The sequence below is a fragment of the Gracilibacillus phocaeensis genome (assembly GCF_900626275.1).
Classification (GTDB): Bacteria; Bacillota; Bacilli; order Bacillales; family Amphibacillaceae; genus Gracilibacillus; species Gracilibacillus timonensis.
The window spans coordinates 20,213-43,494 of the sequence record NZ_LR131142.1 but is presented as its reverse complement, the minus strand read 5'-3'; the positions used below and the strand labels follow the sequence as shown (position 1 = coordinate 43,494).

The 23,282-nt window shown below is 39.9% G+C and carries 25 protein-coding genes and 1 tRNA gene; 15 read left to right on the top strand and 11 right to left on the bottom strand.

The annotated features are described in order from the left end of the window. The first annotated feature begins 75 nt into the window (after positions 1–75). The 6 genes from E0E32_RS02550 to E0E32_RS02525 all read left to right on the top strand — a co-directional run bounded on the left by E0E32_RS02550 (position 76) and on the right by E0E32_RS02525 (position 4,676). Complete coding sequence (locus E0E32_RS02550) at positions 76–1,089, top strand: metal ABC transporter solute-binding protein, Zn/Mn family (RefSeq protein ID WP_130858876.1); 1,014 nt, start codon at positions 76–78, stop codon at positions 1,087–1,089. Beyond that, positions 1,082–1,843, top strand: a complete 762-nt coding sequence (locus tag E0E32_RS02545) for a metal ABC transporter ATP-binding protein (protein WP_434059198.1) — start codon at positions 1,082–1,084, stop codon at positions 1,841–1,843. Before E0E32_RS02550 ends, E0E32_RS02545 begins: the two co-directional genes overlap by 8 nt. Further along, positions 1,821–2,723, top strand: coding sequence for a metal ABC transporter permease (locus E0E32_RS02540; RefSeq protein WP_066195256.1), 903 nt, complete (start codon positions 1,821–1,823; stop codon positions 2,721–2,723). Before E0E32_RS02545 ends, E0E32_RS02540 begins: the two co-directional genes overlap by 23 nt. Continuing rightward, positions 2,720–3,592, top strand: coding sequence for a metal ABC transporter permease (locus E0E32_RS02535; protein WP_066195253.1), 873 nt, complete (start codon positions 2,720–2,722; stop codon positions 3,590–3,592). Before E0E32_RS02540 ends, E0E32_RS02535 begins: the two co-directional genes overlap by 4 nt. Positions 3,593–3,700: 108 nt before the next feature. Beyond that, positions 3,701–4,522, top strand: coding sequence for a pyrroline-5-carboxylate reductase (gene proC / locus E0E32_RS02530; protein WP_066195250.1), 822 nt, complete (start codon positions 3,701–3,703; stop codon positions 4,520–4,522). Positions 4,523–4,602: 80 nt separating this feature from the next. Beyond that, a tRNA-Arg gene (locus E0E32_RS02525) sits at positions 4,603–4,676 on the top strand. A 676-nt stretch (positions 4,677–5,352) separates the two neighbouring features. Here E0E32_RS02525 and E0E32_RS22005 read toward each other — a convergent pair. The 3 genes from E0E32_RS22005 to E0E32_RS02515 all read right to left on the bottom strand — a co-directional run bounded on the left by E0E32_RS22005 (position 5,353) and on the right by E0E32_RS02515 (position 6,556). Then, positions 5,353–5,565 carry a hypothetical protein gene (locus E0E32_RS22005; RefSeq protein ID WP_165444929.1) on the bottom strand — a complete coding sequence of 71 codons (213 nt, stop codon included), beginning with the start codon at positions 5,563–5,565 and terminating at the stop codon, positions 5,353–5,355. Between the two features lie 34 nt (positions 5,566–5,599). Next, positions 5,600–5,929, bottom strand: coding sequence for a TM2 domain-containing protein (locus E0E32_RS02520; RefSeq protein ID WP_066195242.1), 330 nt, complete (start codon positions 5,927–5,929; stop codon positions 5,600–5,602). Between the two features lie 153 nt (positions 5,930–6,082). Continuing rightward, positions 6,083–6,556: a helix-turn-helix domain-containing protein gene (locus E0E32_RS02515; RefSeq protein ID WP_286171665.1), complete on the bottom strand. Its 474-nt coding sequence runs from the start codon at positions 6,554–6,556 to the stop codon at positions 6,083–6,085. Between the two features lie 141 nt (positions 6,557–6,697). On the opposite strand from E0E32_RS02515, the gene E0E32_RS02510 reads away from it, so the two are divergent. The 3 genes from E0E32_RS02510 to acsA all read left to right on the top strand — a co-directional run bounded on the left by E0E32_RS02510 (position 6,698) and on the right by acsA (position 9,905). After that, positions 6,698–6,880, top strand: coding sequence for a hypothetical protein (locus E0E32_RS02510; protein WP_130858873.1), 183 nt, complete (start codon positions 6,698–6,700; stop codon positions 6,878–6,880). A gap of 274 nt (positions 6,881–7,154) precedes the next feature. Further along, complete coding sequence (locus tag E0E32_RS02505) at positions 7,155–7,775, top strand: CPBP family intramembrane glutamic endopeptidase (protein WP_130858872.1); 621 nt, start codon at positions 7,155–7,157, stop codon at positions 7,773–7,775. A gap of 414 nt (positions 7,776–8,189) precedes the next feature. Further along, positions 8,190–9,905, top strand: a complete 1,716-nt coding sequence (gene acsA / locus E0E32_RS02500) for an acetate--CoA ligase (RefSeq protein ID WP_066195221.1) — start codon at positions 8,190–8,192, stop codon at positions 9,903–9,905. A 42-nt stretch (positions 9,906–9,947) separates the two neighbouring features. Here acsA and hmpA read toward each other — a convergent pair whose 3' ends face one another. Then, positions 9,948–11,162: an NO-inducible flavohemoprotein gene (gene hmpA / locus E0E32_RS02495; protein ID WP_286171662.1), complete on the bottom strand. Its 1,215-nt coding sequence runs from the start codon at positions 11,160–11,162 to the stop codon at positions 9,948–9,950. Positions 11,163–11,306: 144 nt separating this feature from the next. On the opposite strand from hmpA, the gene E0E32_RS02490 reads away from it, so the two are divergent. After that, entirely contained in the window at positions 11,307–11,744 is a 438-nt protein-coding gene (locus E0E32_RS02490; RefSeq protein ID WP_066195214.1) for an RrF2 family transcriptional regulator, read from the top strand. A gap of 25 nt (positions 11,745–11,769) precedes the next feature. Here E0E32_RS02490 and E0E32_RS02485 read toward each other — a convergent pair whose 3' ends face one another. Next, entirely contained in the window at positions 11,770–13,056 is a 1,287-nt protein-coding gene (locus E0E32_RS02485; protein WP_130858870.1) for a glycoside hydrolase family 18 protein, read from the bottom strand. A gap of 80 nt (positions 13,057–13,136) precedes the next feature. Next, positions 13,137–13,655, bottom strand: a complete 519-nt coding sequence (locus tag E0E32_RS02480) for a cysteine hydrolase family protein (protein ID WP_066195208.1) — start codon at positions 13,653–13,655, stop codon at positions 13,137–13,139. Between the two features lie 132 nt (positions 13,656–13,787). On the opposite strand from E0E32_RS02480, the gene tadA reads away from it, so the two are divergent. Beyond that, positions 13,788–14,255 carry a tRNA adenosine(34) deaminase TadA gene (gene tadA / locus E0E32_RS02475; RefSeq protein WP_066195203.1) on the top strand — a complete coding sequence of 156 codons (468 nt, stop codon included), beginning with the start codon at positions 13,788–13,790 and terminating at the stop codon, positions 14,253–14,255. A 175-nt stretch (positions 14,256–14,430) separates the two neighbouring features. Here tadA and E0E32_RS02470 read toward each other — a convergent pair whose 3' ends face one another. Beyond that, a complete protein-coding gene (locus E0E32_RS02470) occupies positions 14,431–15,138 on the bottom strand; it encodes a dihydropteridine reductase (protein WP_130858869.1) in 708 nt (235 codons plus the stop codon). A 260-nt stretch (positions 15,139–15,398) separates the two neighbouring features. On the opposite strand from E0E32_RS02470, the gene pflB reads away from it, so the two are divergent. Together pflB and pflA are read left to right on the top strand one after the other, a co-directional pair. Next, positions 15,399–17,654, top strand: a complete 2,256-nt coding sequence (gene pflB / locus E0E32_RS02465; protein ID WP_066195197.1) for a formate C-acetyltransferase — start codon at positions 15,399–15,401, stop codon at positions 17,652–17,654. A 138-nt stretch (positions 17,655–17,792) separates the two neighbouring features. Next, positions 17,793–18,530: a pyruvate formate-lyase-activating protein gene (gene pflA / locus E0E32_RS02460; RefSeq protein WP_130858868.1), complete on the top strand. Its 738-nt coding sequence runs from the start codon at positions 17,793–17,795 to the stop codon at positions 18,528–18,530. Positions 18,531–19,021: 491 nt separating this feature from the next. Here pflA and E0E32_RS02455 read toward each other — a convergent pair whose 3' ends face one another. The 4 genes from E0E32_RS02455 to E0E32_RS02440 all read right to left on the bottom strand — a co-directional run bounded on the left by E0E32_RS02455 (position 19,022) and on the right by E0E32_RS02440 (position 21,872). After that, positions 19,022–19,291, bottom strand: coding sequence for a hypothetical protein (locus tag E0E32_RS02455; protein WP_130858867.1), 270 nt, complete (start codon positions 19,289–19,291; stop codon positions 19,022–19,024). A gap of 662 nt (positions 19,292–19,953) precedes the next feature. Further along, complete coding sequence (locus tag E0E32_RS02450) at positions 19,954–20,520, bottom strand: hypothetical protein (RefSeq protein ID WP_130858866.1); 567 nt, start codon at positions 20,518–20,520, stop codon at positions 19,954–19,956. A 47-nt stretch (positions 20,521–20,567) separates the two neighbouring features. Then, positions 20,568–20,981, bottom strand: a complete 414-nt coding sequence (locus tag E0E32_RS02445; protein WP_165444928.1) for a hypothetical protein — start codon at positions 20,979–20,981, stop codon at positions 20,568–20,570. A gap of 249 nt (positions 20,982–21,230) precedes the next feature. Further along, positions 21,231–21,872 carry a sugar O-acetyltransferase gene (locus tag E0E32_RS02440; protein WP_130858864.1) on the bottom strand — a complete coding sequence of 214 codons (642 nt, stop codon included), beginning with the start codon at positions 21,870–21,872 and terminating at the stop codon, positions 21,231–21,233. A gap of 198 nt (positions 21,873–22,070) precedes the next feature. On the opposite strand from E0E32_RS02440, the gene E0E32_RS22000 reads away from it, so the two are divergent. Together E0E32_RS22000 and E0E32_RS02435 are read left to right on the top strand one after the other, a co-directional pair. After that, a complete protein-coding gene (locus E0E32_RS22000; RefSeq protein ID WP_161485727.1) occupies positions 22,071–22,217 on the top strand; it encodes a hypothetical protein in 147 nt (48 codons plus the stop codon). A gap of 115 nt (positions 22,218–22,332) precedes the next feature. After that, the gene (locus E0E32_RS02435; RefSeq protein WP_130858863.1) at positions 22,333–23,250 is read left to right on the top strand and encodes an Rpn family recombination-promoting nuclease/putative transposase; all 918 of its coding nucleotides are present in this window, start codon (positions 22,333–22,335) and stop codon (positions 23,248–23,250) included. The last annotated feature ends 32 nt before the right edge of the window (positions 23,251–23,282 follow it).

Sequence of the window (23,282 nt, the reverse complement as noted above, 5' to 3'; positions counted from 1 at the left end):
TTGACAAATGGAAAGAATCCGTGTAAATTAGCATTAGATAAAAAAGTTTCCTAAAGGAAAAAAGGAGAGTGTCAAATGACTAATTGGAAGAAGATAGGGTTAGGGGTTCTTTTAGCAATGTTTGTATTATTTTTAGCAGCATGTGGATCTAACGAAGATTCATCAGCTGATGATTCAAATAATGCGGAAGAAGAAACAACCGACGATGCTTCAAACGGATCATCCGAAGAAGATTCAGGAGAGCCGATTCAAGTATTAACGACGATTGCTCAAATTGGTGAGCCGTTGTCTGTTATCGGTGGCGATCATGTAGAGGTAGAAACTTTAATGGGACCGTCTGTTGATCCCCATTTGTACAATCCAACAGAGAGTGATATTAATAAAGTAAACGACGCAGAGATGGTTTTCTATAGTGGTTTACACTTAGAAGCACAAATGGAAGAAATGCTTCAATCCATCGCTTCTGAAAAACCTGTATTGGCATTAGGAGACTCTGTCCCTGAAGATCAATTATTAGAAGATGAAGAAGGAGCAATTGATCCCCATATTTGGTTCGATATTGATTTATGGCAACAAGGCCTGGAATCAGCTGTAGAAGAATTGAAGGAATATGCTCCTGAACACGCAGATGAATTTGACGCCAATATGGAAGAATATGCTGCACAACTTGATGAAGTAAGAACAAAGGCAGAAATTCTTCAAGATATCCCTGAAGACCAAAGAGTACTAGTAACAGCTCACGATGCATTCGGTTATTTCGGCAATACACATGATATGGAAGTAGTTGGGCTACAAGGCATAAGTACTGAGTCAGAAGCAGGGGTTTCAGATATTACGGATACCGTTGAATTAATTGAAGAGTACCAAGTACCTGCTATTTTTGTCGAAAGTAGTGTAAACCAAGATACGATTAATGCCGTAATTGAAGGTGCCAAAGAGAATGGCCTAGATGTATCGATCGGTGGTGAACTATACTCTGACGCTATGGGCGAAGAGGGAACAGAAGAAGGTACTTATATCGGAATGTATAAATATAATGTGAATACGATACACGATGCATTAACCGGAGGAGGAAATGATAGTGAATAACTCCATTATCGAAGTGGAGCATTTATCAGCCGCCTATCAAAAAAACAAAGTATTAACTGATGTGAATTTTGAAGTGGAACCAGGTACATTAACAAGTATCGTTGGTCCGAACGGCGCTGGTAAATCCACTTTAATCAAAACCATGCTAGCCTTGCACCCGTCCTTGACGGGCGAGGTTAGCTTCTTTGGCGAAAAATTCAAAAAAGCCAAAAAAAAGATAGGTTATGTACCCCAAAGAGGATCGGTTGACTGGGATTTTCCAACCAATGCCTTAGACGTTGTCACTATGGGGTTGTACGGAAAAATTGGATTTTTCCGTATTCCTACGAAAAAAGATAAACAAAAGGCAATGGAATCTCTGAAAAAAATGGGGATGGCTGATTATGCCACCCGTCAGATTAGTCAATTATCCGGTGGGCAGCAGCAGCGGGTGTTTCTCGCTCGTGCCTTGGTGCAAGATGCCGATTTGTATTTTATGGATGAGCCGCTAGCCGGAGTAGATGCTTCTACCGAGAAAGCCATTATGGCTATCCTGGAAGAGCTGAAAAGAAAAGGCAAGACCGTTATGGTTGTTCACCACGACTTGCAAACTGTACCAGAATATTTTGATCATGTATTATTTTTGAATCGTAAGGTTTATGATCATGGTACAGTGGAAGAGACATTTACCGAGTCAAATATCGTAAACACTTACGGCGGTAATATGTCTTGGCTAGGAAAGGAAGATAGAGATGTGGTCCATACTACTTCATAGTAATACGATATGGGTAATGCTTAGTACGACCATATTAGGCATTGCTGCCGGTGTGGTAGGCTGCTTGGCTTATTGGAAACGGCAAAATTTAATGAGTGACGCCTTGTCACACGCGTCATTGCCCGGGGTAGTAATCGCCTTTTTGCTGATTGGAGAAAAGGACCTATTATTACTAGTGATTGGTGCAGCAGGTACGGCTTTAATCGGAGCTTTATTGATTCAATGGGTAACCACTTCCAGTCGTATTACCGAGGACACGGCCATGGGCATTGTGCTATCCGTATTTTATGGTTTCGGTGTGATGCTGCTATCGATTGCCAACCGATCGGCAGGAGGCAACCAAAGTGGTTTGAATAGCTTTATTTATGGGCAAGCCGCTGCCATGGTCAGGACAGACGTCATGACCATGATCATCTTAGCCAGCGTTGTGATTTTGATTGTTGCAGCTATCTTCAAAGAGTGGAAGCTGTATTTATTTGATGCGGGCTTTGCTCAAGGATTAGGCCGGTCTATTAAAGGAATGAATATACTATACACACTGGTACTAGTGGTGACGATTGTGATTGGTATTCAAGCCGTCGGTGTTATTCTAATGGCTGCTATGCTGATTATTCCATCGGTTAGTTCTCGCTACTGGACACATTCGTTCAGGAGTATGATTTGGCTGTCTGGTTTATTTGGAGGTATAGCCGGTGCAGTAGGTACATGGATTAGCGCAACGGGAAGCGGATTGCCGACAGGTCCGTTTATTGTGCTGGTTTCAGCAGCCTTCTTTTTAATAGCGCTGCTGTTTGGTAAAGAAAAAGGAATGATCATTCACGCTATGCAGTTTAAATCGCAACAAAAACAATTTTCGGGTAGAAAGAAGGAAGCGTCATGACATTTACAGCTTGGATCATTTTAACGGCTGCGTTAGTCGGCCTTTCTTGCGGATTAATGGGTGTGTTTTTAATCTTACGTAAACAGGCGATGATGGCTGACGCTATCAGTCATACCGTATTATTAGGTATTGTTGTCGCTTATATGATCACCCAGCAGGTAAGCGGCATGGCTATGCTGATTGGTGGTATATTAGCAGGGATATTAACGGCCTTCCTTGTGCAGCTATTGCATTCCATGAAGGTAAGGCACGATGCCTCTTTAGGTATTGTGTTTACGACTTTGTTTGCGATCGGAGTGATATTGATTTCCACTTCTATTGGTAATGTACACCTCGATGTCCAACATGCACTGATGGGAGAAATTACGTTTATTCCTTTTGCGACAACTGCTGTACCACTGTTAGGTGATGTGCCGAGAGCGACCTTGTTATTAATGGTGGTTTTCCTTGTCGTGTTGTTCTTTATTATCGTCTTTTATAAAGAATGGAAAATTACTTCATTTGATCCGGCTTTAGCAGCGAGTTTAGGCTTACCTGTTCTCTTATTGCATTATTTATTTATGACACTAGTATCGATTACTACCGTAGCCTCCTTTGACGCAGTAGGTGCGATTTTGGTGGTGGCGATGCTAATTACACCAGCAGCGACAGCATATCTCTGGACGGATCGATTAATTGTCATGTTGTTCTTGAGCGGTGGCTTCGGCGTATTATCCGCCTTTGTCGGTTACGCTATTGCTTCCAGATTAGATACATCTATCTCAGGTGCGATGGCTTTATCTACAGGTATATTCTTTATTATCAGCTTTCTGGTCTCACCAACGCATGGTTTACTCGCGAGATGGGTGAAACCGAAAGAATTAGTGTGATATATAGGTATTCGAGTAGTTAATGACTCGAATACCTTATTTTGTTTGGAGGCATCTGGTAGTTTTCGTTATAATAGAACCAATCATGATAAAAAAAGGATGTGTCGTATGAAAACAGTAGTTGGATTTTTAGGAGCAGGTTCGATGGCAGAGGCAATTATTTCTGGTATGGTTGCCAATGCAGTTATCCCGCCTGAACAGATCTATGTAACCAATCAATCCAATCGAGAGCGCCTGGAAGAGCTGCAGCAGAAATATGATATCCAAACCACTACCTCTAAGCAAGAATTAGTCGAAAAAAGTGATGTCGTGATCCTTGCCATGAAACCAAAACATATCAAAGAAGCAGCGGCCGAACTTAGGGATTGGCTGACAGAGGAGAAAGTAATTGTTTCGTTATTGGCGGGAATCTCTACCTCTTTTATGGAACAACAGCTTGCCTCGGGTAACCCGGTGATCCGCGTGATGCCGAATACATCTGCCATGATTGGAGAATCGGCCACCACTATCGCTGCCGGACAACATGTGACTGAAGCCCAAGTGGCATTAGTTGAGAAACTTATACAATCGATTGGTACAACGACCATTATTCAAGAAAAGGATATGGATGCCTTCACAGCAGTAGCAGGAAGCGGGCCTGCCTTTTATTATTTTATGGTAGAGGCCATTGAAGAATTTGTGGTGGAGCAAGGTCTTGACCCTGAAACGGCTAAACCCCTTATCCAGCAGACCATCAAAGGGGTAGCAGAAATGCTGGCAGTTTCGGAAGACTCTCCAGAAATGTTACGAAAAAAAATCACCAGCCCCGGCGGCACAACCGAGGCAGGATTAACTACTTTAGCTGATCATGGCTTTCAAGAAGCCATCCTTACTTGTTTAGAAAAGACCGCCAATCGCTCCAAAGAAATGCGGGAAATGTTCGAGAAGTAAGATTTTCAACGAGAAACATTGCATTTTTCACTGATTTTTATTATTATAGTGAAGGTGAGCAATGTTTCTCTAAGTACCATGACCTCGTAGCTCAGTAGGATAGAGCACTTCTCTCCTAAAGAAGGTGTCGGAGGTTCGAATCCTCTCGAGGTCGTTAGATCAAACGCTTGTCCTGCAAGGGATAGGCGTTTTTGTTTTGTTTAGAAATAGTATAGTTTTAAGCGGTTTGTTGTCCATTTTTGTGTAACTTAACGAATGGCGTGCATGGATAGTATTGGTACTGAAATCAATATCATGCCACTGTAAACTATCAAATCCGCACATTACTCAAGAATCCCATGACTTCAGTCGGAGGTAGTTCAATAGCACTATATGATTGATTTTATGATAAACTGAATAAAGCATGAAACAGGTAAGATCGGTTCATGCAAAATCCTCCTGGAAGGGAGGTGTACTTTCCGGTAAGTAGGAAGACACGCAGAAAAGAAAAACAACGAACACGCCGTCGTAAGAGAAAGGATATGCTTGAAGACTTAATCAATCTTTGAAAAATCATATCTCATTTCAAAGACTGGTTTTCGTAAGTTTTCCCGTCATGTGGTTCCACATGGCGTTTTTTTGCATAAAAAAAGAGCTGATAATCAGTCAGCACTTTTTCGCACTCTCCGATGTGCAGAATGCAACGCGCATTTTCTTTACACCTTTACTTTAAGCTAAAACGGATTATCTGTCAATGCGGCTATATATAGTCATTTAAGGCAAAATAAAGATTATATTATACTATTCCCTTCGTACAAAAAAGTATGCCCGTTTTCCCATGCACTCAACCGCTATGAGATGATAGGTGACCCATTTATGCCATAGGGCGATGGCAGCCGCAATATTTTTAATACATCTATCCTTCTTCCTTGATTTTCGTAGTTCAAATGAAAATAGATCGTAAAAGTTGTGATTTCATCCAATAAATCAGCGCTTTTCTCATCAGGCAGAAGTAATCGGTGAAGTAGAGGAATAAATGAGAAAATCACTTTCATTTGCGACAAACAAAAAGATGGCTTTCGCCACCTTTTTGTTTGTTTATTCTGCTTTTAACAGGTCATTTGTTACTTCTTGTTCAATTCGTTCATGGTCTTCTCGAATGATACCAGGAACTAAAAATAGGTCAATAATCACCCATAGTCCAACGACACCTATAAGTAAGAATCCGATTAAAATAAATGCTGTAATCCATCCAAGAACCGTTAGTACTAACTGTGTGATACCAGAACCTGTTTTCCCTAGATAAAACCGGTGTATTCCCAAAGTACCTAAAAATATGAGGAGTAAATATGCTACGGCTATATTTTTGCCTCTTTTTTGTACTTCGGAATTAACATACAATTTGTCTTGCGTAGATAATGTTCCCATATACTATCTCCTTTACCTATCAATTCTTTAAGAATCCACTGTTATTTTACACCCTAGTTCACCATTTTGTCATTTTTTGTTTAGGAAAAATGCATTATAGTATTTACTTTATAACTAATTTTAACTAATGGTATTAAGAAGTGGCGATACTACTTAAGATTTTTCCTCTTCCTTCTTTTTCTTCGCCTTGTCTGTGACATACATGAAGTAACTCTCCAGCTCTTTGATTTCTTCAGGACTAAGCGCTTTCCATCTCTCTATCTCGTAGAAAGCAGCTTGCTCCATGCCGTTTTCCTTTATAATCTTATCGATCTCAACTATCGGATCAAAGCCATTTTCAGAATGATCAGATGCAACTCTACCCAAAAGATAATCCGTAGATACATCCAAAAAATTAGCTATTAATAAGAGTGTTTCAGGGTCTGGTTTTCTATCACCAGATTCATAACGGGATAATTGAACATTGGATATTCCTAATGCCTTCGCGAGCTGTATTTGCGATAAATTACACTCAATTCTTAAGGATTTAATGCGAATGCCAAGTGTACTCATAGGTCTCTTCCTTTTAAAATTATTGGTTATATTCATTTTAACACTTACCGATATGGCAATTAATACTTTTGTCAAATCGGCAAAAATGTGTTGATTTACCTACCTGGTAATGGTATATTACTATTAAGTTGCCAAATAGGAAAATAAAGTGATGAAATGAGGAGGGGTACTGTTCGTAAGCCCAAAGAACCATATCTGTTTTAGGAGGAATAAAACATGCAATTATTAGATCTATTATATAAACTGGAAATATCCAAACGTACACTGGAGATAGCGAACAGTTTATTGGATGATGAGCTATACACAAGAGAGGATGCCGCTAGGGATTTGATTATTATGTTACAGCGATCCGGATATATTCAACAAACATTGGTACAGGAGGGTGATGATCTTGAATAGAGAGGAGAAAGTCAGAAAGAAGGAACGCTTCAATAAAGATTTGCATTGTTTTCAGCTGATGAATAGGGATTTCAGAATAGATACTTTGTAAGTATTGCCAAAAGTAAAGGTACGTGTTAAAATCTCATTTGTATAGACAACTATACTTTTTAATTGATAAGCATAGGTAACTTGATCCCGCAAATAATCTAAAATCGAAGAAAGAACATTTTGTTATCCCTTTAACTGGCTAGGTGTCTTAGTTCAAAACTTCAGAAAGGAACCTTTTTATGCGATGATCTATATTGTAGTTAGTCTATTTGCACTGATATTAACATTCTCTTACCGCATCACGAAAGAATGGATTTATCGTGTGCCATTTATAGCACAAAAATTAGCCGATAAATATACCATTTATATCTGGGGATTTTTGGCGTTGGCAGTTGCTTTCTTTGTAAAGGATGAATATGTATACCAGGTTCCAATGATTGATAAGAAAATTATTTTTATAGGAGTGGTTATTTTATTTATCAATCTATTCGTTGCTAAATATTCCGGCTACGAGCCAGTTGGGAAATATAATCTGGTTAATTTTGTTATTTTCTATCCTGTTTTTGAAGAAATTATATTTAGAGGGCTGATTTTGCCCATCCTAAATACAACATTTAATCACTACCTTGGTGAAATTGTTTTTTTGCAGATTACTACAGCCATTATTATTTCCGCATTTTTATTTGCAATAGCCCACTTGCAATACTATGAACTAAATCAATCTAGCATCAGGTATATGGTTTTTGCATGTATGGGTGGTGTTCTATTTGGTGCGATTGCAGATTATACGCAATCAATAGTTTTCCCGATTCTGCTGCATGTTGCATTTAATTTTATGGCTGCATACTCATATAGTAAAAGATAATTCTAATTGTAAAGAAATACTGGACAGTAGTTAGAAAGCTGAAGAGTATGGAATAACATAAAGTTAATCCCATTAAGTTCTTTTTTTAGAATTTGAATCATCTGAAAGTCAAGATTGAAAACTAGAAAAATTATCTTGATTTTAGAATATAGCACACTTATATTTCATCGTTTGCTGACATGGCAACTCACAGATTATAGTGCATCAGATGGACAAGGAAGAGGATAAAATTTATATTTTTTCTGAAAAATCGTGATATACACCTCTATACCAGTGTTCGGCGTATATTAGCTGATTTTTATCGATTATTTTCTAGCGTCTATGCCTTGCTTTCTAATGTGATTGCGTTACAATATATTTGTAAGGGATTACAAATATATTGTATGCGTTAACATTTTGGGAGAGGTGATTTAGATGGATATGACAAAGGTGCCTGCAAGATCCGGTAACCATAATGTCGGGGATCTGGAAACACTGAAAGAAACGTTTGACTGGGGAGAAATAAACAAGGCGTTTAGCTGGAATGAAACGGGAAAGGTCAATGCTGCCTACGAGGCGATTGATCGTCATGCAGAAAATCCAAACAAGAAAAATCAGACGGCGTTAATCTATTCTGCGCCGGACAGAGAAGAAAGTCTAACCTTTGAGCAGTTGAGTAAATTAAGTAATAAAACAGCAAATATATGGAAGAAATACGGTATTGAAAAAGGGGATCGCGTTTTCTTATTTATGCCACGTGCACCTGAATTTTATGCTTGTTTCTTCGGTATTCTCAAAGTGGGTGCGATTGCCGGTCCGTTATTCGAGGCATTTATGGAGCAGGCTGTTCGTGATCGCTTGGAGGATAGTGAGGCTGCCATGCTGATTACGACACCGGAATTGTTACACCGCGTGCCAGTGGATGAATTACCGGATTTAAAAAAGGTTGTTTTGGTTGGGGCAGATGAAGTAACTGAGGACGGGTATATTGACTTTGATAAAGAAATGGAAACAGCATCTGATTCGTTCGCTATCGAATGGGTAGATTTAGAAGACGGTATGCTGATTCACTATACTTCGGGATCGACAGGTAAACCAAAAGGGGTTTATCATGTTCACAATGCCATGGTGCAGCATTATGCAACCGGGCAGTGGGTACTTGATTTTAAAGAAGATGATATCTATTGGTGTACAGCAGATCCAGGTTGGGTAACCGGAACCAGTTATGGTATTTTTGCGCCTTGGTTAAATGGGGTTACCAATGTCGTTAGAGGGGGCAGATTTACGCCAGAATCTTGGTATGAAACGATACAAAATAATAAAGTAACGGTTTGGTATACAGCGCCGACGGCTTTGCGTAAATTTGTCAGTGCTGGCGAGGATGTCGTGAAGCAATACGACCTATCAAGTTTGCGTCATGTCTTGAGTGTTGGGGAGCCGTTAAATCCAGAAGTTATCACTTGGGCCTTACGGGTAATGGATTTGCGTATCCATGATACCTGGTGGATGACGGAAACCGGTGCTCAGCTGATTGTTAACTTGCCGTGTATGGAAATTCGTCCGGGATCGATGGGGAAACCTGTTCCAGGAGTCAAGGCTGCTATTGTCGATAATGAAGGGAATGAACTGCCGCCAAATCAGATGGGGAACTTAGCCATTAAGCAGGGCTGGCCAGCGATGATGCGGGCGGTTTGGAAGAATCCAGGTAAATTCGAGAGTTATTTTATTAATGGTTGGTATGTATCTGGAGATAGTGCGTATATGGATGAGGACGGTTATTTCTGGTTCCAAGGTCGCTTGGATGATGTGATCAACACTTCTGGTGAAAGGGTTGGCCCATTTGAAGTGGAAAGTAAATTGATTGAACATGAAGCCGTTGCGGAAGCGGGTGTCATAGGTAAACCGGATCCAGAACGTGGAGAGATTATCAAGGCGTTTATCACCTTAAATCCAGGCTATGACAAGTCAGATGAGCTGTTAGAGGATATCCGTCAATTTGTTAAAACAGGGTTAAGCGCCCATGCGGCACCTCGTGAGATCGATATTACCGACAGTATTCCAAAGACGCGTAGTGGTAAAATCATGCGTCGTTTGCTGAAGTCATGGGAATTAGGTTTACCAACAGGCGATACCTCTACTTTAGAAGAATAAGAGAAGAACCGTCTCCAATCTGTGGGAGGCGGTTCTTTGCTATCAAGCTTCTAAACTACCTTTTGGCCCGAAAAATTCATAATAAATATGATCCGGCTCTACTTGCCAACTAGTTAGTGCCTGGTTAACCGTCCGCATAAATGGCGTTGGTCCGCAAAAATAAAAGGACGCTTCTTTATGTGGGAGAATCGATTGCAGGAATGCCAGATCAACAAATCCAGTTTTATCGCAGCTGTCTTGCTGTTCTGGTTTTTCATAAATCGTGAATGCCTTGACTTGTGGGTGGTTAGCTGTAATGTGATTCACCGAGTGTTGCAATGCATGAACCCGCTCATTTTGTGCCGCATGGATATAATATACCTCTCGTTCCGGCTGTTCGGTGACGACCGTTTCCAGCATACTGGTTAATGGTGTTAACCCTACTCCGCCACTAATCAATACTAATGGCTGTGCTTCCTGATTTAATATAAAATCCCCGGCAGGTGCACTGACTTCTAGTGTATCCCCTTCTTCTATGGAGTTATGGAGAAAACGAGAGACAACACCATCAGGATTCCCTGCCACTCCGTCTTCTCGCTTCACACTAATACGAAAATACTCGCGATTGGGTTTACATGACAGGCTGTACTGCCGTTGACAAGTGTATGGTACACCTGGTATGTTCACTTTGATCGTAATATATTGTCCTGCTTGATAATCAGGCAATAATCCTTCATCAGCCGGTTGTAAGTAAAAAGAGGTAATCACATCACTTTCTTTTTCTTTTTTCACGACTTGGAAGCTACGGTAGCCCGTCCATCCTCCATTCTGATCTGCTGCTTCATCATATAATCCCTTTTCCACTTGAATAAAGACATCAGCAATCACGTTATAGGCCTTGCCCCATGCCTCGATAATCTCATCAGTCGCCGCTTCTTGCAAGACATGTCGCATGGCCTTTAACAAATACTCTCCAACGATCGGATAGTGCTCCGGCTTAATGTTGAGACTGCGATGTTTATGGGCAATTTGTTGGACCACTGGCAGAATATTTTCTAGTTGATCAATGTTGGCTGCCGCGGCATAGACGGCATTAGCTAATGCTTGTGGCTGTTCACCTTTCCGTTGATTGGATTGATTAAAGATATTTTTCAGCTCAGGATGGGCAATAAATAATTCCTGATAAAAATGGGAGGTAATGGCTTTTCCGTGTTCCGCTAATACGGGAACGGTTGCCTTCACCGTGTTGATCGTTTGTTGATCAAGTGTAGTAGACAATAGAAACACTCCTATTTTAAACATGTATTTTTTATACATGTTTAATTATACAAAAGGAAGACGAGGTTTTTCAAGTGTTTGGTGGAAAATAATTAGCGCTAATCTCTTTTTTTCGATAGAATGAAAGCAGGAAGGAGTTAGACGATGCGATTAAAAAAATATACCGATTATGCCTTACGTGTGTTGATCTATGCTGGGGCAAGCGATCACAAGGTAAGTATCAAAGAAATCTCGGATACCTTTTATATATCTGCAGAACATATTCGTAAAGTAGTCCACCAATTGAGCGTCAATGAGTATATTGAAACGACCAGAGGACGTAATGGAGGAATTAGGCTGGCACGTGATGCCGATACGATTAATATTGGAGCGGTGGTGCGCTTAATGGAAAATGATTTTTATCTGGTAGAATGCTTTGATAGTGAGCATAATCAATGTGTCATCACACCGGTCTGTAAATTACGCACGGCATTGAGTGAGGCGATCCGTGCCTTCTTTGAGGTATTAAATCAATATACGCTGGCTGATCTGATCGAGAATAAGGACGAGCTGCAAGCATTAATGGGAATAGAAAGGGAGTAGCCATGAGAATAGGCTACCCCCTTTTTTACCGTTTATTAATATGAAACTGATCACCTAGCAACAGCCAATTTTGTGGAAAGGCCAAGCCCAGCTTCCAATAGCTGATGCCGCGTAATTGTTTTTCCCGGATCAGGTCAAATTTGGCTTCGATCGAACGGGCATCTTCAAACCAGACCTCATGTCGGTTACCATCCTCATCGGTATAGAAGAAGTAAGGCGCCTGAGCTTCTTCATCATAGAGAATGGCCTGATTATAGTCCCTTGCCAGTTGAACAGCCTGTTGCGGGCTTACCGCCTGGGCGTATTCTCCTCCTGGTTCATAAGGGAGCGTCCAGTCATATCCATATAAATTTTGACCTAACAGGATTTTATTAGCGGGCATTTCCGTTAAGGCGTAGTTCACCACATCCCGTACAGGTCCTATTGGTGACACAGCCATTGGCGGACCACCGCTATACCCCCATTCGTACGTCATTAATACTACAAAATCAACGATCTCCCCATGTGCCTGATAGTCATGCGCCTCATACCAATTACCTTGCTGTTCGGCACTTGTCTTAGGTGCCAAAGCCGTAGATACAAGCAGCCCTTCCTGATGAAGTCGCTCGGTCGCCTTTCTAAGGAATTGGTTATAATCTTCTCGATTTTCTGGTGGTAAGAATTCAAAATCAAAATGAACATCACCAAAGCCGATCTCTTGTGCTGTTTCGATAATTTGGTCCAGCATTTGGTCTTGAACGGCTTCATTGGTTAGAATAATCCTGCCCAGCTCTGCACTAAAACCACCTTCTTCTAAGTTGGTCACTGCCAACATTAAAGTGACGCCGTTTTCTTCTGCAATGGCGGCAAATTGATTGAGTGGCGGTGCGATTAAATTTCCTTCTCGATCGACACGATAGAAGGAAGGTGCCAAATAGGTAAGCTGCTCTGCATGTTTTCGTGCGGCGCTCTCTAATGCATTGGAAACCGTATCACCAAAAGGCTCAATGTAGGCATTGACATCAATCGTTGTTTTGGGCTGTTCGGGGATATATAACGTCATTCCAATCGAAAGCGGTTGGTACATGTTGATTTGATTCACTTGAGCAAGCTCGGTAACGGATATGTTGAAACGCTGCCCAATCGTATATAGGCTATCTCCCGGCTGAACGGTGTAAAAGCGGCCATAAGTTGGGATGACAAGCGTTTGTCCCACAACCAAAGTCAGTGCTGGATCGATTTCATTCGCAGTGGTGATTGCCTCCGTTGAAATCCCAAATTGGTTGGCAATCTGATATAGACTATCTCCTTGTTTCACTAGATAAATTTGCACAGAAATGTTCTCCCTTCTCCTCCTGAATAAAACCCTCTATATCTATGTTTATGTCGGAGCAAGAAGAGATAGAACGACGATTATATCGGACTGGTGTCTACTTTGAATACTTCAGACATGAGTTTTAATGCCTCATGATTATGCCGATCGGTGTTAGAGGCCACACAATTTTCTGGGACATGCAAGGAATATCCACGCATATGAGCGTCATTGGCGGTGAATAATACGCAAATATTTCCAGCAATGCCGGTCATAATCAATTGTTCGATACCCAAATTTTCTAACAAGGAACGTAACGGAGTACGAAAGAAACCAGACATCTGTGGTTTCATAATAAAATAGTCTTCCTTCTCCGGTATGCCCATTTCCACGACCTCGGCATTCTTCGGCGTTGTGCAGGCTTGGGCGATCTGTTTATAGTCGGTTTCCCATGTATCGTAATGATCATTCACATAAATGATCGGATAGTTTTTCTCCTTGGCATGACGTTTTAATTTCTGAATGTTCGGCAGGATCTCTTTCGTATTTTGTAGTAAAAGATCTCCTTCATAAAAGTTAAAGTCATTAATGAGATCAATGACTAATAAGGCCTTTTTCATCCTTCACACCTCCAGTGGTCTTATTGTGCAAGATACCCCATAATCAAGTATTTCATGCATCCAACGCTTGCACTTTGGCTGTTTTTTTTGCAAGATAGAGGATAAGGAATAGCTACAGAAGGGATGGAAGTCATGACGGATCAAGCATATATGCAAATGGCATTAGCAGAGGCGGAAAAAGCAGCCGTATTAGGAGAGGTACCGATCGGAGCAGTGATTGTGCATGAAGAGGAGGTCATTGCTACGGCGTTTAATCTGCGAGAAAGGCTGCAAACGACGAACTCACATGCGGAATTGCTGGCGATCGATAAAGCCAATCAGGTACTCGGCAGTTGGCGTTTAGAGAATTGCACCTTGTATGTGACCCTTGAGCCTTGTCCGATGTGTGCTGGGGCTATTTTACAAGCACGAATTCCCCGTGTTGTCTATGGGGCGAAAGATCCCAAGGCAGGCTGTGCGGGTTCATTGCTAAATTTATTGGAAGATGAGCGCTTTAACCATCAGGTAGAGGTAGTGGCAGGTGTTGAGGAAGAGGCAGCCAGTAACATGTTATCGGAATTTTTCAAGCAGCTGCGATTAAAAAAGAAGGAGAATAGTTGATGTTTCATAAGAAAATCGAGCAAAAACCCACCCGGTCCTATACCGACCACTCAACGTAGTCACTGGACGGCCTATTCGTTCAAGATCAAATCATTCCAAGTCCTATTATATCAAGGTTTATAAACTTTTCTAGCTTATAAAAAACAGGATAACACAAAAGTGCTATCCTGTCTGGTTAAACGAGTGATAAAAACTCAGGTAATTGTTGTTCATGCTTATCAAGCTTAATCTGCTCCGGCTTGATGCCTTGTTCAAGCAATACTTCAATATTCTGTACAAGGAATTCATCACTGCCGACAACATAGAAAAGTCCATCCTTATCTATAGCAAGATTTTTCACTTTATCATAGTAGTCTTTGCGATTATCGACAAACTGGGATGTGAATTTCTTATCCGCTGTTGTTTCGAAAATTGATGGAAATAAGAAGTCTCTTGATGAATCGATATTCAAGGAATGAATGTGAGTGACATTGTCCGCACGTTCCAAATAATCCATGATAAGTGGTCGGAACGTTGCCAGGCCGACACCTGATGACAGAAGGTACACATTTTTGTCTTCTCTTCTAAGCGGTACATTGGAATGCGTCTTAAATAAGGCCACTTCATTGCCGACTTCTAGATTTTTGAGAATCGTTTTAAACTCGGAACATTCGTCTTTAATGCGTGTTGTAATACCGATGGCGTTTTCATGCGGTAAAGTAGAAATGGACATATGACGAATCAGGCTGCGATTTGGTTTATCCCCGGCATTAAAACCTTCTAATGCGAAATGGGTATGAGCTCCTTCTTCCCAGGTAAAGCCTTCTGGACAGTCAAGAAAGTACGTTTTCACCTCGGGGGTTTCATCAATAATCTTATTTATTTTGGTCCAATATATCTGCATGGTATCTCCTCCATTATTTTTAATGTTATTATCTACTATACAACAAATGATAATAATTCTCAATTAATCGAGATTATTTTTATTCGGAATATGCAATCTAAGTAAATTTGTGAAAATGTGAACATTTTAAGAATAAACCATGACAACTTTTTTAAATGTGAATTGTTTCACTTTATCAGCGGCTTAAAACGCGTTATAATATAAATAAGATACATTTGTGAATATTTGAACAAATGTAATCAATGGAGGAGGTATAGGAGATGAAAGTAGCAGAAGAAGTTACCAAAAGTGTCCCTTGGAAAGGCTTCCGTGAAGGTAAATGGCAAAAGGAAATTGATGTGCGTGATTTTATTCTACAGAACTTTACGTTATATGAAGGAAAAGAAGATTTCTTAGCAGACGCCACCGTTGCGACGAAGGCATTGTGGGATCAGGTGATGCAGTTAACGAAAGAAGAACGGGAAAATGGCGGCGTATATGACTTGGATACAAAAATCGTTTCAACGATTACATCTCATGGTGCTGGTTATTTAAATAAAAGCAAAGAAAAAGTAGTAGGTGTACAAACAGATAAACCATTTAAGCGATCGTTGCAGCCATTTGGCGGTATTCGAATGGCAGTAGCGGCAGCGGAATCGTATGGTTATCAAGTAGATGATGAAGTAGTGAAAACATTCACAGAACATCGCAAAACACATAATCAAGGTGTGTTTGATGTATATACACCGGAAATCCGGGCAGCAAGGAAGGCAGGTATTGTAACTGGTTTGCCAGATGCATACGGCCGTGGACGTATCATCGGTGATTACCGTCGTGTGGCACTATATGGTGTGGATCGCCTAATCTCTGAAAAGAAACAAGAGCTTGATAGGATTGGTGATGGCACGATGACGGAGGATATCATTCGTGATCGGGAAGAAACAGCAGAACAAATCCGTGCTTTGCAAGAATTAAAACAACTAGGAGCGGCTTACGACTTTGATATTTCACAGCCAGCAACAACGGCACAAGAGGCTTTCCAATGGCTATATTTTGGCTATTTGGCAGCTATCAAAGAACAGAATGGCGCCGCGATGAGTCTTGGGCGTGTATCGACGTTCCTTGATATCTATGTTGAAAGAGACATCGCAAATGGTAACCTTACTGAAAAAGAAGCACAAGAACTAGTCGATCATTTTGTTATGAAACTCCGTCTGGTAAAATTCGCCAGAACGCCTGATTATAATGAGCTATTTAGCGGTGATCCAACTTGGGTAACCGAGTCACTCGCAGGTATGGCTGAGGATGGGCGTCCGCTAGTTACAAAGAACTCGTATCGCTTCTTGCATACGTTAGATAACTTAGGCCCAGCGCCAGAACCAAACTTAACCGTGTTATGGTCGACACAATTACCAGATAACTATAAGAAATATTGCGCTAAGATGTCGATTAAAACAAGCTCGATTCAATATGAAAATGATGACTTGATGCGGGAGCATTATGGTGATGATTATGGTATTGCCTGTTGTGTATCCGCCATGCGCATCGGTAAACAAATGCAGTTTTTTGGTGCACGAGCCAATCTTGCTAAGGCATTGCTTTATTCAATTAACGGCGGTGTCGACGAAAAACTGAAAATGCAAGTAGCACCAAATTATGCACCCATTACCTCGGAATATTTAGACTATGACGAAGTAATGGAAAAATACGATACGATGTTAGATTGGCTATCCGGATTGTATGTCAATGCTTTAAACATTATCCATTACATGCATGATAAATACAGCTATGAGCGTTTAGAAATGGCACTGCATGATCGCGATGTCTTACGTACGATGGCATGTGGTATTGCCGGACTGTCTGTTGTAGCTGATTCCTTAAGTGCGATAAAATATGCAAAAGTAAAAACGATCCGTGATGAAGATGGCGTTGTAGTAGATTACGAAATCGAAGGGGATTTCCCGAAATACGGTAATAACGATGATCGTGTTGATGAAATTGCCGTTGATCTGGTGAAAGCCTTTATGAATAAAGTAAAAAAACATCACACGTATCGCAATTCGGTACACACCCAATCGATTCTTACGATCACTTCCAATGTGGTTTATGGTAAGAAAACCGGTAATACACCAGACGGACGTAAGGCTGGTGAGCCATTTGCACCAGGTGCTAACCCATTACATGGTCGTGATCAAAATGGTTCCTTAGCTTCTCTAAGCTCCGTTGCTAAAATGCCATACGATTATGCCCAGGATGGTATTTCTAACACATTCTCGATTGTGCCAAAGGCATTAGGAAAAGATGAAGATACAAGAAAATCCAACCTTGCTGGTATGTTAGATGGTTATGCCATCAAGCATGGTCATCACCTAAACGTCAACGTATTTGACCGAGAGACCTTACTTGATGCGATGGATCACCCAGAAGAATACCCACAGCTAACGATCCGGGTGTCCGGTTATGCGGTCAACTTTATTAAGCTAACCAGAGAACAACAAATCGACGTAATCAATCGTACGTTCCATGAAAGTATGTAAGTAATCCATCAGCGGGAGTACTCCCTTCCGCTGATGAACCATCATTTTAGATAAAAGTAGTATATGGGGTTATAGACGAGAGGGTCGTATTTTTACGATCGGTTCCAGTTTTTTAACAATAAGGGGAGGGCGAGCAATATGAACGGACGTATTCATTCAATTGAAACATGCGGAACGGTAGATGGACCTGGCTTACGCTATGTGATTTTTACACAGGGGTGTTTATTACGTTGTAAGTTCTGCCATAATCCAGATACTTGGAAAATTGGAGATGGCAAAGAAATGTCGGTAGAGGAATTGGTGCAAGATATCCAGACCTATCTACCCTTTTTCCAAGCGTCAAATGGCGGGGTAACGGTAAGCGGGGGTGAACCGTTACTTCAGGCGGAGTTTCTCGTGGAACTATTTACCGAGTTGAAAAAGCTAGGGGTGCATACGACCATCGATAGTTCGGCCGGCTGCTTCAGTCGCTCGCCTCGCTTTATGAAAAATATTGATAAATTAATGGAAGTCACCGATTTGATTTTATTAGATTTAAAACATATCGATCCCGTCGAGCATAAAGAACTAACCGGGGTTTCCAATGAGCATATTATCGATATGGCGCAATACTTGGATCAAAAGGGTGTCCCTGTTTGGATTCGTCATGTGCTGGTACCAGGCGGCAGCGATAATGATGCCTATTTACAACGATTGTCTGATTTTATCGCTACGCTGAACAATGTAGAGAGAATAGAAGTACTGCCTTACCATAAACTAGGCGTATACAAGTGGGAAAACCTTGGCCTTGATTATCCGTTGGAAGGCGTAGAACCACCAACGGAAGAACGTGTCAAAAACGCGGAAGATATTTTAAATCGGGTGAAAGTGGTGTAAAAAAGAAGCTTATCACAGCTTCTTTTTTACTTGTTATTGTCTTTTCATCAAAATAAATAACCACCCTTAAGCACGACAAACAATCAAGGTGTGGTTATTTGTCATTCTGATTGTGAAGTTGCTTCCTTGAAGAGTTGCTATATTGAAAATTTTGAAAAATAAAAAGTAAACATATTTCAAAATAATTATACATAAGCGAATAATACTGATTGAACAAAGGAAAACATCAGCATCATTCATTTTTTACTTATTCTTTTTTCATATATTTTTATTGAAATATATAAACTTGTTAAGATAATCATTCCAATAATTGCAATGAATAGGCTAACATTTTCTATAGCAAATATGGAAGCAGCATTATTTTGATAATTAATATAGAATACTATTATTAAGACTGTAAAGGCTACCATAGTTGTCATTAAATATCTTTTTACTGATGACTTCATAAATATTACCCTTTCCGAACTATTAGACTTTTATATTCTATTATATTAATGCTTAGAAGTAAATGCACTGGGGGAGGCATTGATAAACCACCTAATGATTAATCTTATCTTTAAATCCCACAACCATAGTCCTTTTCCTTTAATCGGTTTTTCCTTAGGTTTATCAAAAATTCCACAACCTACTAAATAAGCACCTGGTATAATCATAATAAAACCAAGCCCAGTTTCTATATACCCATGAAAATAAGAGAAAATAGAAGATACAATTAGTAGCAAGCCAATTAACAAAAGATCTATTCTTCCTAATTTCGCCATCCTATCATCTCCTTATAGTGTTCCTATTTCCTTGTATATGTATAATATTAACGTATGATTTCATCTCTTTCAAAAAATTTTTTAGTTTGTGAGAGGTTACCTCTTGCTTAATGGCGTTCTATGCCCTTACCTTGATGCTTTGTGGGCTTTCCCCTCCTAATCAGGTTGAGGGAAGTGAGGCTGGGGTGAATGGGCGAGAGCCAAGAGGCTAGCCCCTACTGTGTCACTAAATAAAGCTAAAAGCAAAAATTAACTTGGGATAGTTAATTTTAAGTCACTGCATTAATAATCAAAAAAGGAGAGGTGCTTATTATATATTATAGCCTCTCCTTCTTATTTTTCTTCTAGCCTGTTGATTTTCTGTAATCGTAAACGAAATAGACTCGAAATTTTTCAATGAGAGCACAATGGGTTTTGGCTCCATTAGTGACGGTTGGAACAAGGAACATAGTGGCATCGACTTAAAAATACTTTCTGCTATGCGTAGGAGTAGGGAAAAGTAAGCATCCCTTTAGATTATGCTAATAATCAGTTTAAACGATTCCCTTCATTTTTTATGACATACGGCCAAAATGAGATGGCAGATGCATAACTCATGTGGTTCCAGATCCCAACGCCCACCTCATTTCACATCTATTCTAGCTGAAATCATTTCTGTGCATTCAACCGGAGTGCTTTTCCAGTCTCCCTTCTAATTGTTTATGAGTTTGACTGCGTTGCATGGGTCTTATTAACCAAGCAACTAAAATACTAATTGCCCAGGATCCGGTGTTAACAAGAAACATTAATACATTTTGTGGCATAAAATAGAGAAAAACGGCGCTTAAGAAAACACAAAAGAATAAAACCAGTAGGATAAACACTAACACATGAAATTGTTTTTTGCCCTCCATAAGATATTGGCGCAACTCTTGATTCGTTGGATGTACAACTTCTTTTCTGTGTTCTAATCCTTTTTCGATTGCTCTATTTGTTAATTGGATACTTACACATCCCAGTGCTATCCCTAACACACCAGTAATAGCTAACATTGTCAAGGGACTGAATGTCATACCAAATGACACATTTTTCATTAAGGCATAAAAAACAATCGAAACAAAGCTTGTAAAAAATATCGTGGATTGGCTTTTTCGTTCTGCAACGGAAAAGAACTCATTCTTGTTAAAATCAAAGTATAAAAATTCATTGACTTTTTTATTTTGATAAATCGCTACATAGGACCTTGACACACACGGACACCCTTTCTAACTGGCTCCTGAAAATGGAAAGGAAAACTTTATTCAATCAGAGTGCTTTCCAGTTTTCCTTCTAATAATTTATGGGCTTGGCTTCGCTTGATTGGTCTTATTGCCCAGACAGTTAAGATACTACCAGCCAATATCGCGATATTAAGAAGAAACATTAAGATATTTTGCGGCATAAAATAGAGAAAGATCACATTTGAAAAGACGAGAAAAAATAAAAAGCATATCATAAGAATGAGTCTTTTCGATTGTTTTCTTCCTTCAAAAAGATACCTACGTAACTCTTGATTGGTTGGATGTATGACTTCTTTGCTTCGCTGCAATTCCTTGTCACTGACACGGTTTATTAATTTTATACTTACAAACCCTAGTATGATTCCTAACATATTAGCAATAGCTAGCATTGTCAATGGATGGATTGTCATACCAAATGACACATTCTTCATGATGGCATAGGTAGGAATGGAACAGAAACTAGCGAACTTAATGATTGATTTGTTTAATTTTTGTGTATATGAAAAAAACGATTGTTTGCTAAAATCGTAGTATACAGAATAATTAGCTTCCTTATTTTGATAAATGATGACATAGGATCTTGACACACGGACACCCTTTCCAACTTGACCTTGCTATTTCTGGTTTTCGTGAAATGGAATGACATCGTATTTGTTTTTCACTCATTCAGGTACACACATTTATCCTTCATCGATTCGACAATCTGCTAATGTTTCAGATTTAAATTGCATGCTATCAGCTTCCGTTATCGGGCGGATGACCTGACACGGGACGCCAGCAGCAAAGGAATTCGCTGGAATGTCACGCGTTACCACGCTTCCAGCACCAATCACACAACCATCGCCAATCGTAACCCCGCCACAAATCGTTACATTGGCTGCTAACCAGACATTATTCCCAATACTTACTGGCTTAGCGTAACATAAAGCCTTGGCCTCGCCGTTTTGGTCGATCATTTGTTGTCGCTCCGAAGCAATCATGGGGTGAACCGGTGTAACAATAGTAACATTAGGTCCCAAAAGCGTATGATTTCCAATCGTAACTTTGGCATCATCTTGAACCGTTAGATTATAATTAGCGAAGAAATGATCGCCAATTTCGGTGTGTGTTCCATAGTGAAAAAAGATAGGACCTTGCATATAACAATGCTTTCCTACCTGTTCAAGCAATTGCTTGAGGATACTTTGACGTTCTTCTCCTTTTTCTTCGGAAGTATCGCTATATTGACGACTTAGCTTATGAGCATGCTGTTTTATCTTTTTTAAATCAGGATGTGCCGGACTAAATAACATTCCGTTAAAAATACGTTCTTCTTCTTTCATCGTTTATCAGCCTCTCGTTTTCGTTTGGAATCCTTATTTCGATCATTTTCTTATTGTATCAAATGAAGCCAGAAGGGTATAGGAATCTAATATATTTGAAAGTGTTATACCACAAAAATCGTCTTCATTGCCGGGGGGTCATGCACTATAGTATAGTAAGTTAAAATAGTAGTTTATTACTAGTGAGAGAAGGTTTTAATGACGAATATGGAATATGAAATTAAAGCGCTTCCGTCTTATCGTGCAATGGGTTTGCTATGTGATGTCTCTTTTACTGAAATAGAAACGATAACAAAAGTGATTGAAAAGTCCATAAGCAGAGCGGAAGAGTTGGAAGAACCATGAAATTACTCGAGGCTCTTTTATGATGGGAAAGTGGTAGTGATCATTGCTCTCAAACATATAAGAGAAGCAAAAAGTAAAATTATTACACTAGCTTTATCTTGGAAGGAATGCTAAAATGAAGATAATTCTAAATAAAGGGAGTGTTCTATTGCTTACCGTACCAGTTATTCAAGAAGAAAAAGCAGACTACATGAAGCATGATCGACTGACAAAAAAGTTGATACAAGAGTTTTTTGAAGAGTTCATCGAAGGATTTTTCCCCGATCTTCACCCCTACATTGATTTCTCCAACGTCACATTCCTCGAACAGGAAGTCTACTTGGATTATCTCGAAGGCTCCAAAAAGGAGATTGATGTTCTTGCTGAAGTAAAATTACATCATGAAGAAAAAATCTTGCATATTCATACCGAAGCACAATCCACTCATGAAGCGGATTTCCCCGAAAGAATGTTTCTCTACTTCAGTTATCTTTACGCCAAGCACCGCAAACCCATTCAACCCATCGCTGTTTTGAGTTATAATAGGAAACAAGAAGAACCGACACAATTCAAAATCGATACACCTACTCAAGAAGTACTTCAATTTAGTTATCAAAAATTACAATTAAAACACAAAAACTGGAGAGAATATATCGAATCAGACAACCCAGTTGCAGCAGCATTAATCAGTCAGATGGGGTTTGAAGAACATGAGCGCGTCCAAGTTAAATTGGAATTTTTGCGCATGATTACTCGGATGAAAATCAATCCGGCGCAAATGGAATTCTTGTATGGATATTTCGAGACGTATTTAAAGTTGAGCGAAGAGGAGGAGGAACAAATGATGGAGAGAATGGAAAAACTGCCGGAAGAGGAAAAATATATAGTGATGCAGCTGCCGAACTCTTATTTTGAGAGAGGGAAACAAGAAGGGAAACAAGAAGGAAAAAAGGAAATCGTTTTGAAACTAATTGCAAAAGGCATGTCCATCAGTGAAATAGCAGAAATTACAGAATTAAGCGAAGAAGAAATTGAAAAGCTCACAGCCAAGTAAGCGAAATAAATAGGTTGTTTACTTCCGTTAGA

Coding starts and splice junctions, on each gene's coding strand:
- E0E32_RS02550 (WP_130858876.1), top strand. CDS start 76: ATGACTAATTGGAAGAAGATAGGGTTAGGGGTTCTTTTAGCAATGTTT.
- E0E32_RS02540 (WP_066195256.1), top strand. CDS start 1,821: ATGTGGTCCATACTACTTCATAGTAATACGATATGGGTAATGCTTAGT.
- E0E32_RS02535 (WP_066195253.1), top strand. CDS start 2,720: ATGACATTTACAGCTTGGATCATTTTAACGGCTGCGTTAGTCGGCCTT.
- proC (WP_066195250.1), top strand. CDS start 3,701: ATGAAAACAGTAGTTGGATTTTTAGGAGCAGGTTCGATGGCAGAGGCA.
- E0E32_RS02520 (WP_066195242.1), bottom strand. CDS start 5,929: ATGGGAACATTATCTACGCAAGACAAATTGTATGTTAATTCCGAAGTA.
- E0E32_RS02510 (WP_130858873.1), top strand. CDS start 6,698: ATGCAATTATTAGATCTATTATATAAACTGGAAATATCCAAACGTACA.
- E0E32_RS02505 (WP_130858872.1), top strand. CDS start 7,155: ATGATCTATATTGTAGTTAGTCTATTTGCACTGATATTAACATTCTCT.
- acsA (WP_066195221.1), top strand. CDS start 8,190: ATGGATATGACAAAGGTGCCTGCAAGATCCGGTAACCATAATGTCGGG.
- E0E32_RS02490 (WP_066195214.1), top strand. CDS start 11,307: ATGCGATTAAAAAAATATACCGATTATGCCTTACGTGTGTTGATCTAT.
- E0E32_RS02480 (WP_066195208.1), bottom strand. CDS start 13,655: ATGAAAAAGGCCTTATTAGTCATTGATCTCATTAATGACTTTAACTTT.
- tadA (WP_066195203.1), top strand. CDS start 13,788: ATGACGGATCAAGCATATATGCAAATGGCATTAGCAGAGGCGGAAAAA.
- E0E32_RS02470 (WP_130858869.1), bottom strand. CDS start 15,138: ATGCAGATATATTGGACCAAAATAAATAAGATTATTGATGAAACCCCC.
- pflB (WP_066195197.1), top strand. CDS start 15,399: ATGAAAGTAGCAGAAGAAGTTACCAAAAGTGTCCCTTGGAAAGGCTTC.
- pflA (WP_130858868.1), top strand. CDS start 17,793: ATGAACGGACGTATTCATTCAATTGAAACATGCGGAACGGTAGATGGA.
- E0E32_RS02455 (WP_130858867.1), bottom strand. CDS start 19,291: ATGGCGAAATTAGGAAGAATAGATCTTTTGTTAATTGGCTTGCTACTA.
- E0E32_RS02445 (WP_165444928.1), bottom strand. CDS start 20,981: ATGAAGAATGTGTCATTTGGTATGACAATCCATCCATTGACAATGCTA.
- E0E32_RS02440 (WP_130858864.1), bottom strand. CDS start 21,872: ATGAAAGAAGAAGAACGTATTTTTAACGGAATGTTATTTAGTCCGGCA.
- E0E32_RS22000 (WP_161485727.1), top strand. CDS start 22,071: ATGACGAATATGGAATATGAAATTAAAGCGCTTCCGTCTTATCGTGCA.
- E0E32_RS02435 (WP_130858863.1), top strand. CDS start 22,333: ATGAAGATAATTCTAAATAAAGGGAGTGTTCTATTGCTTACCGTACCA.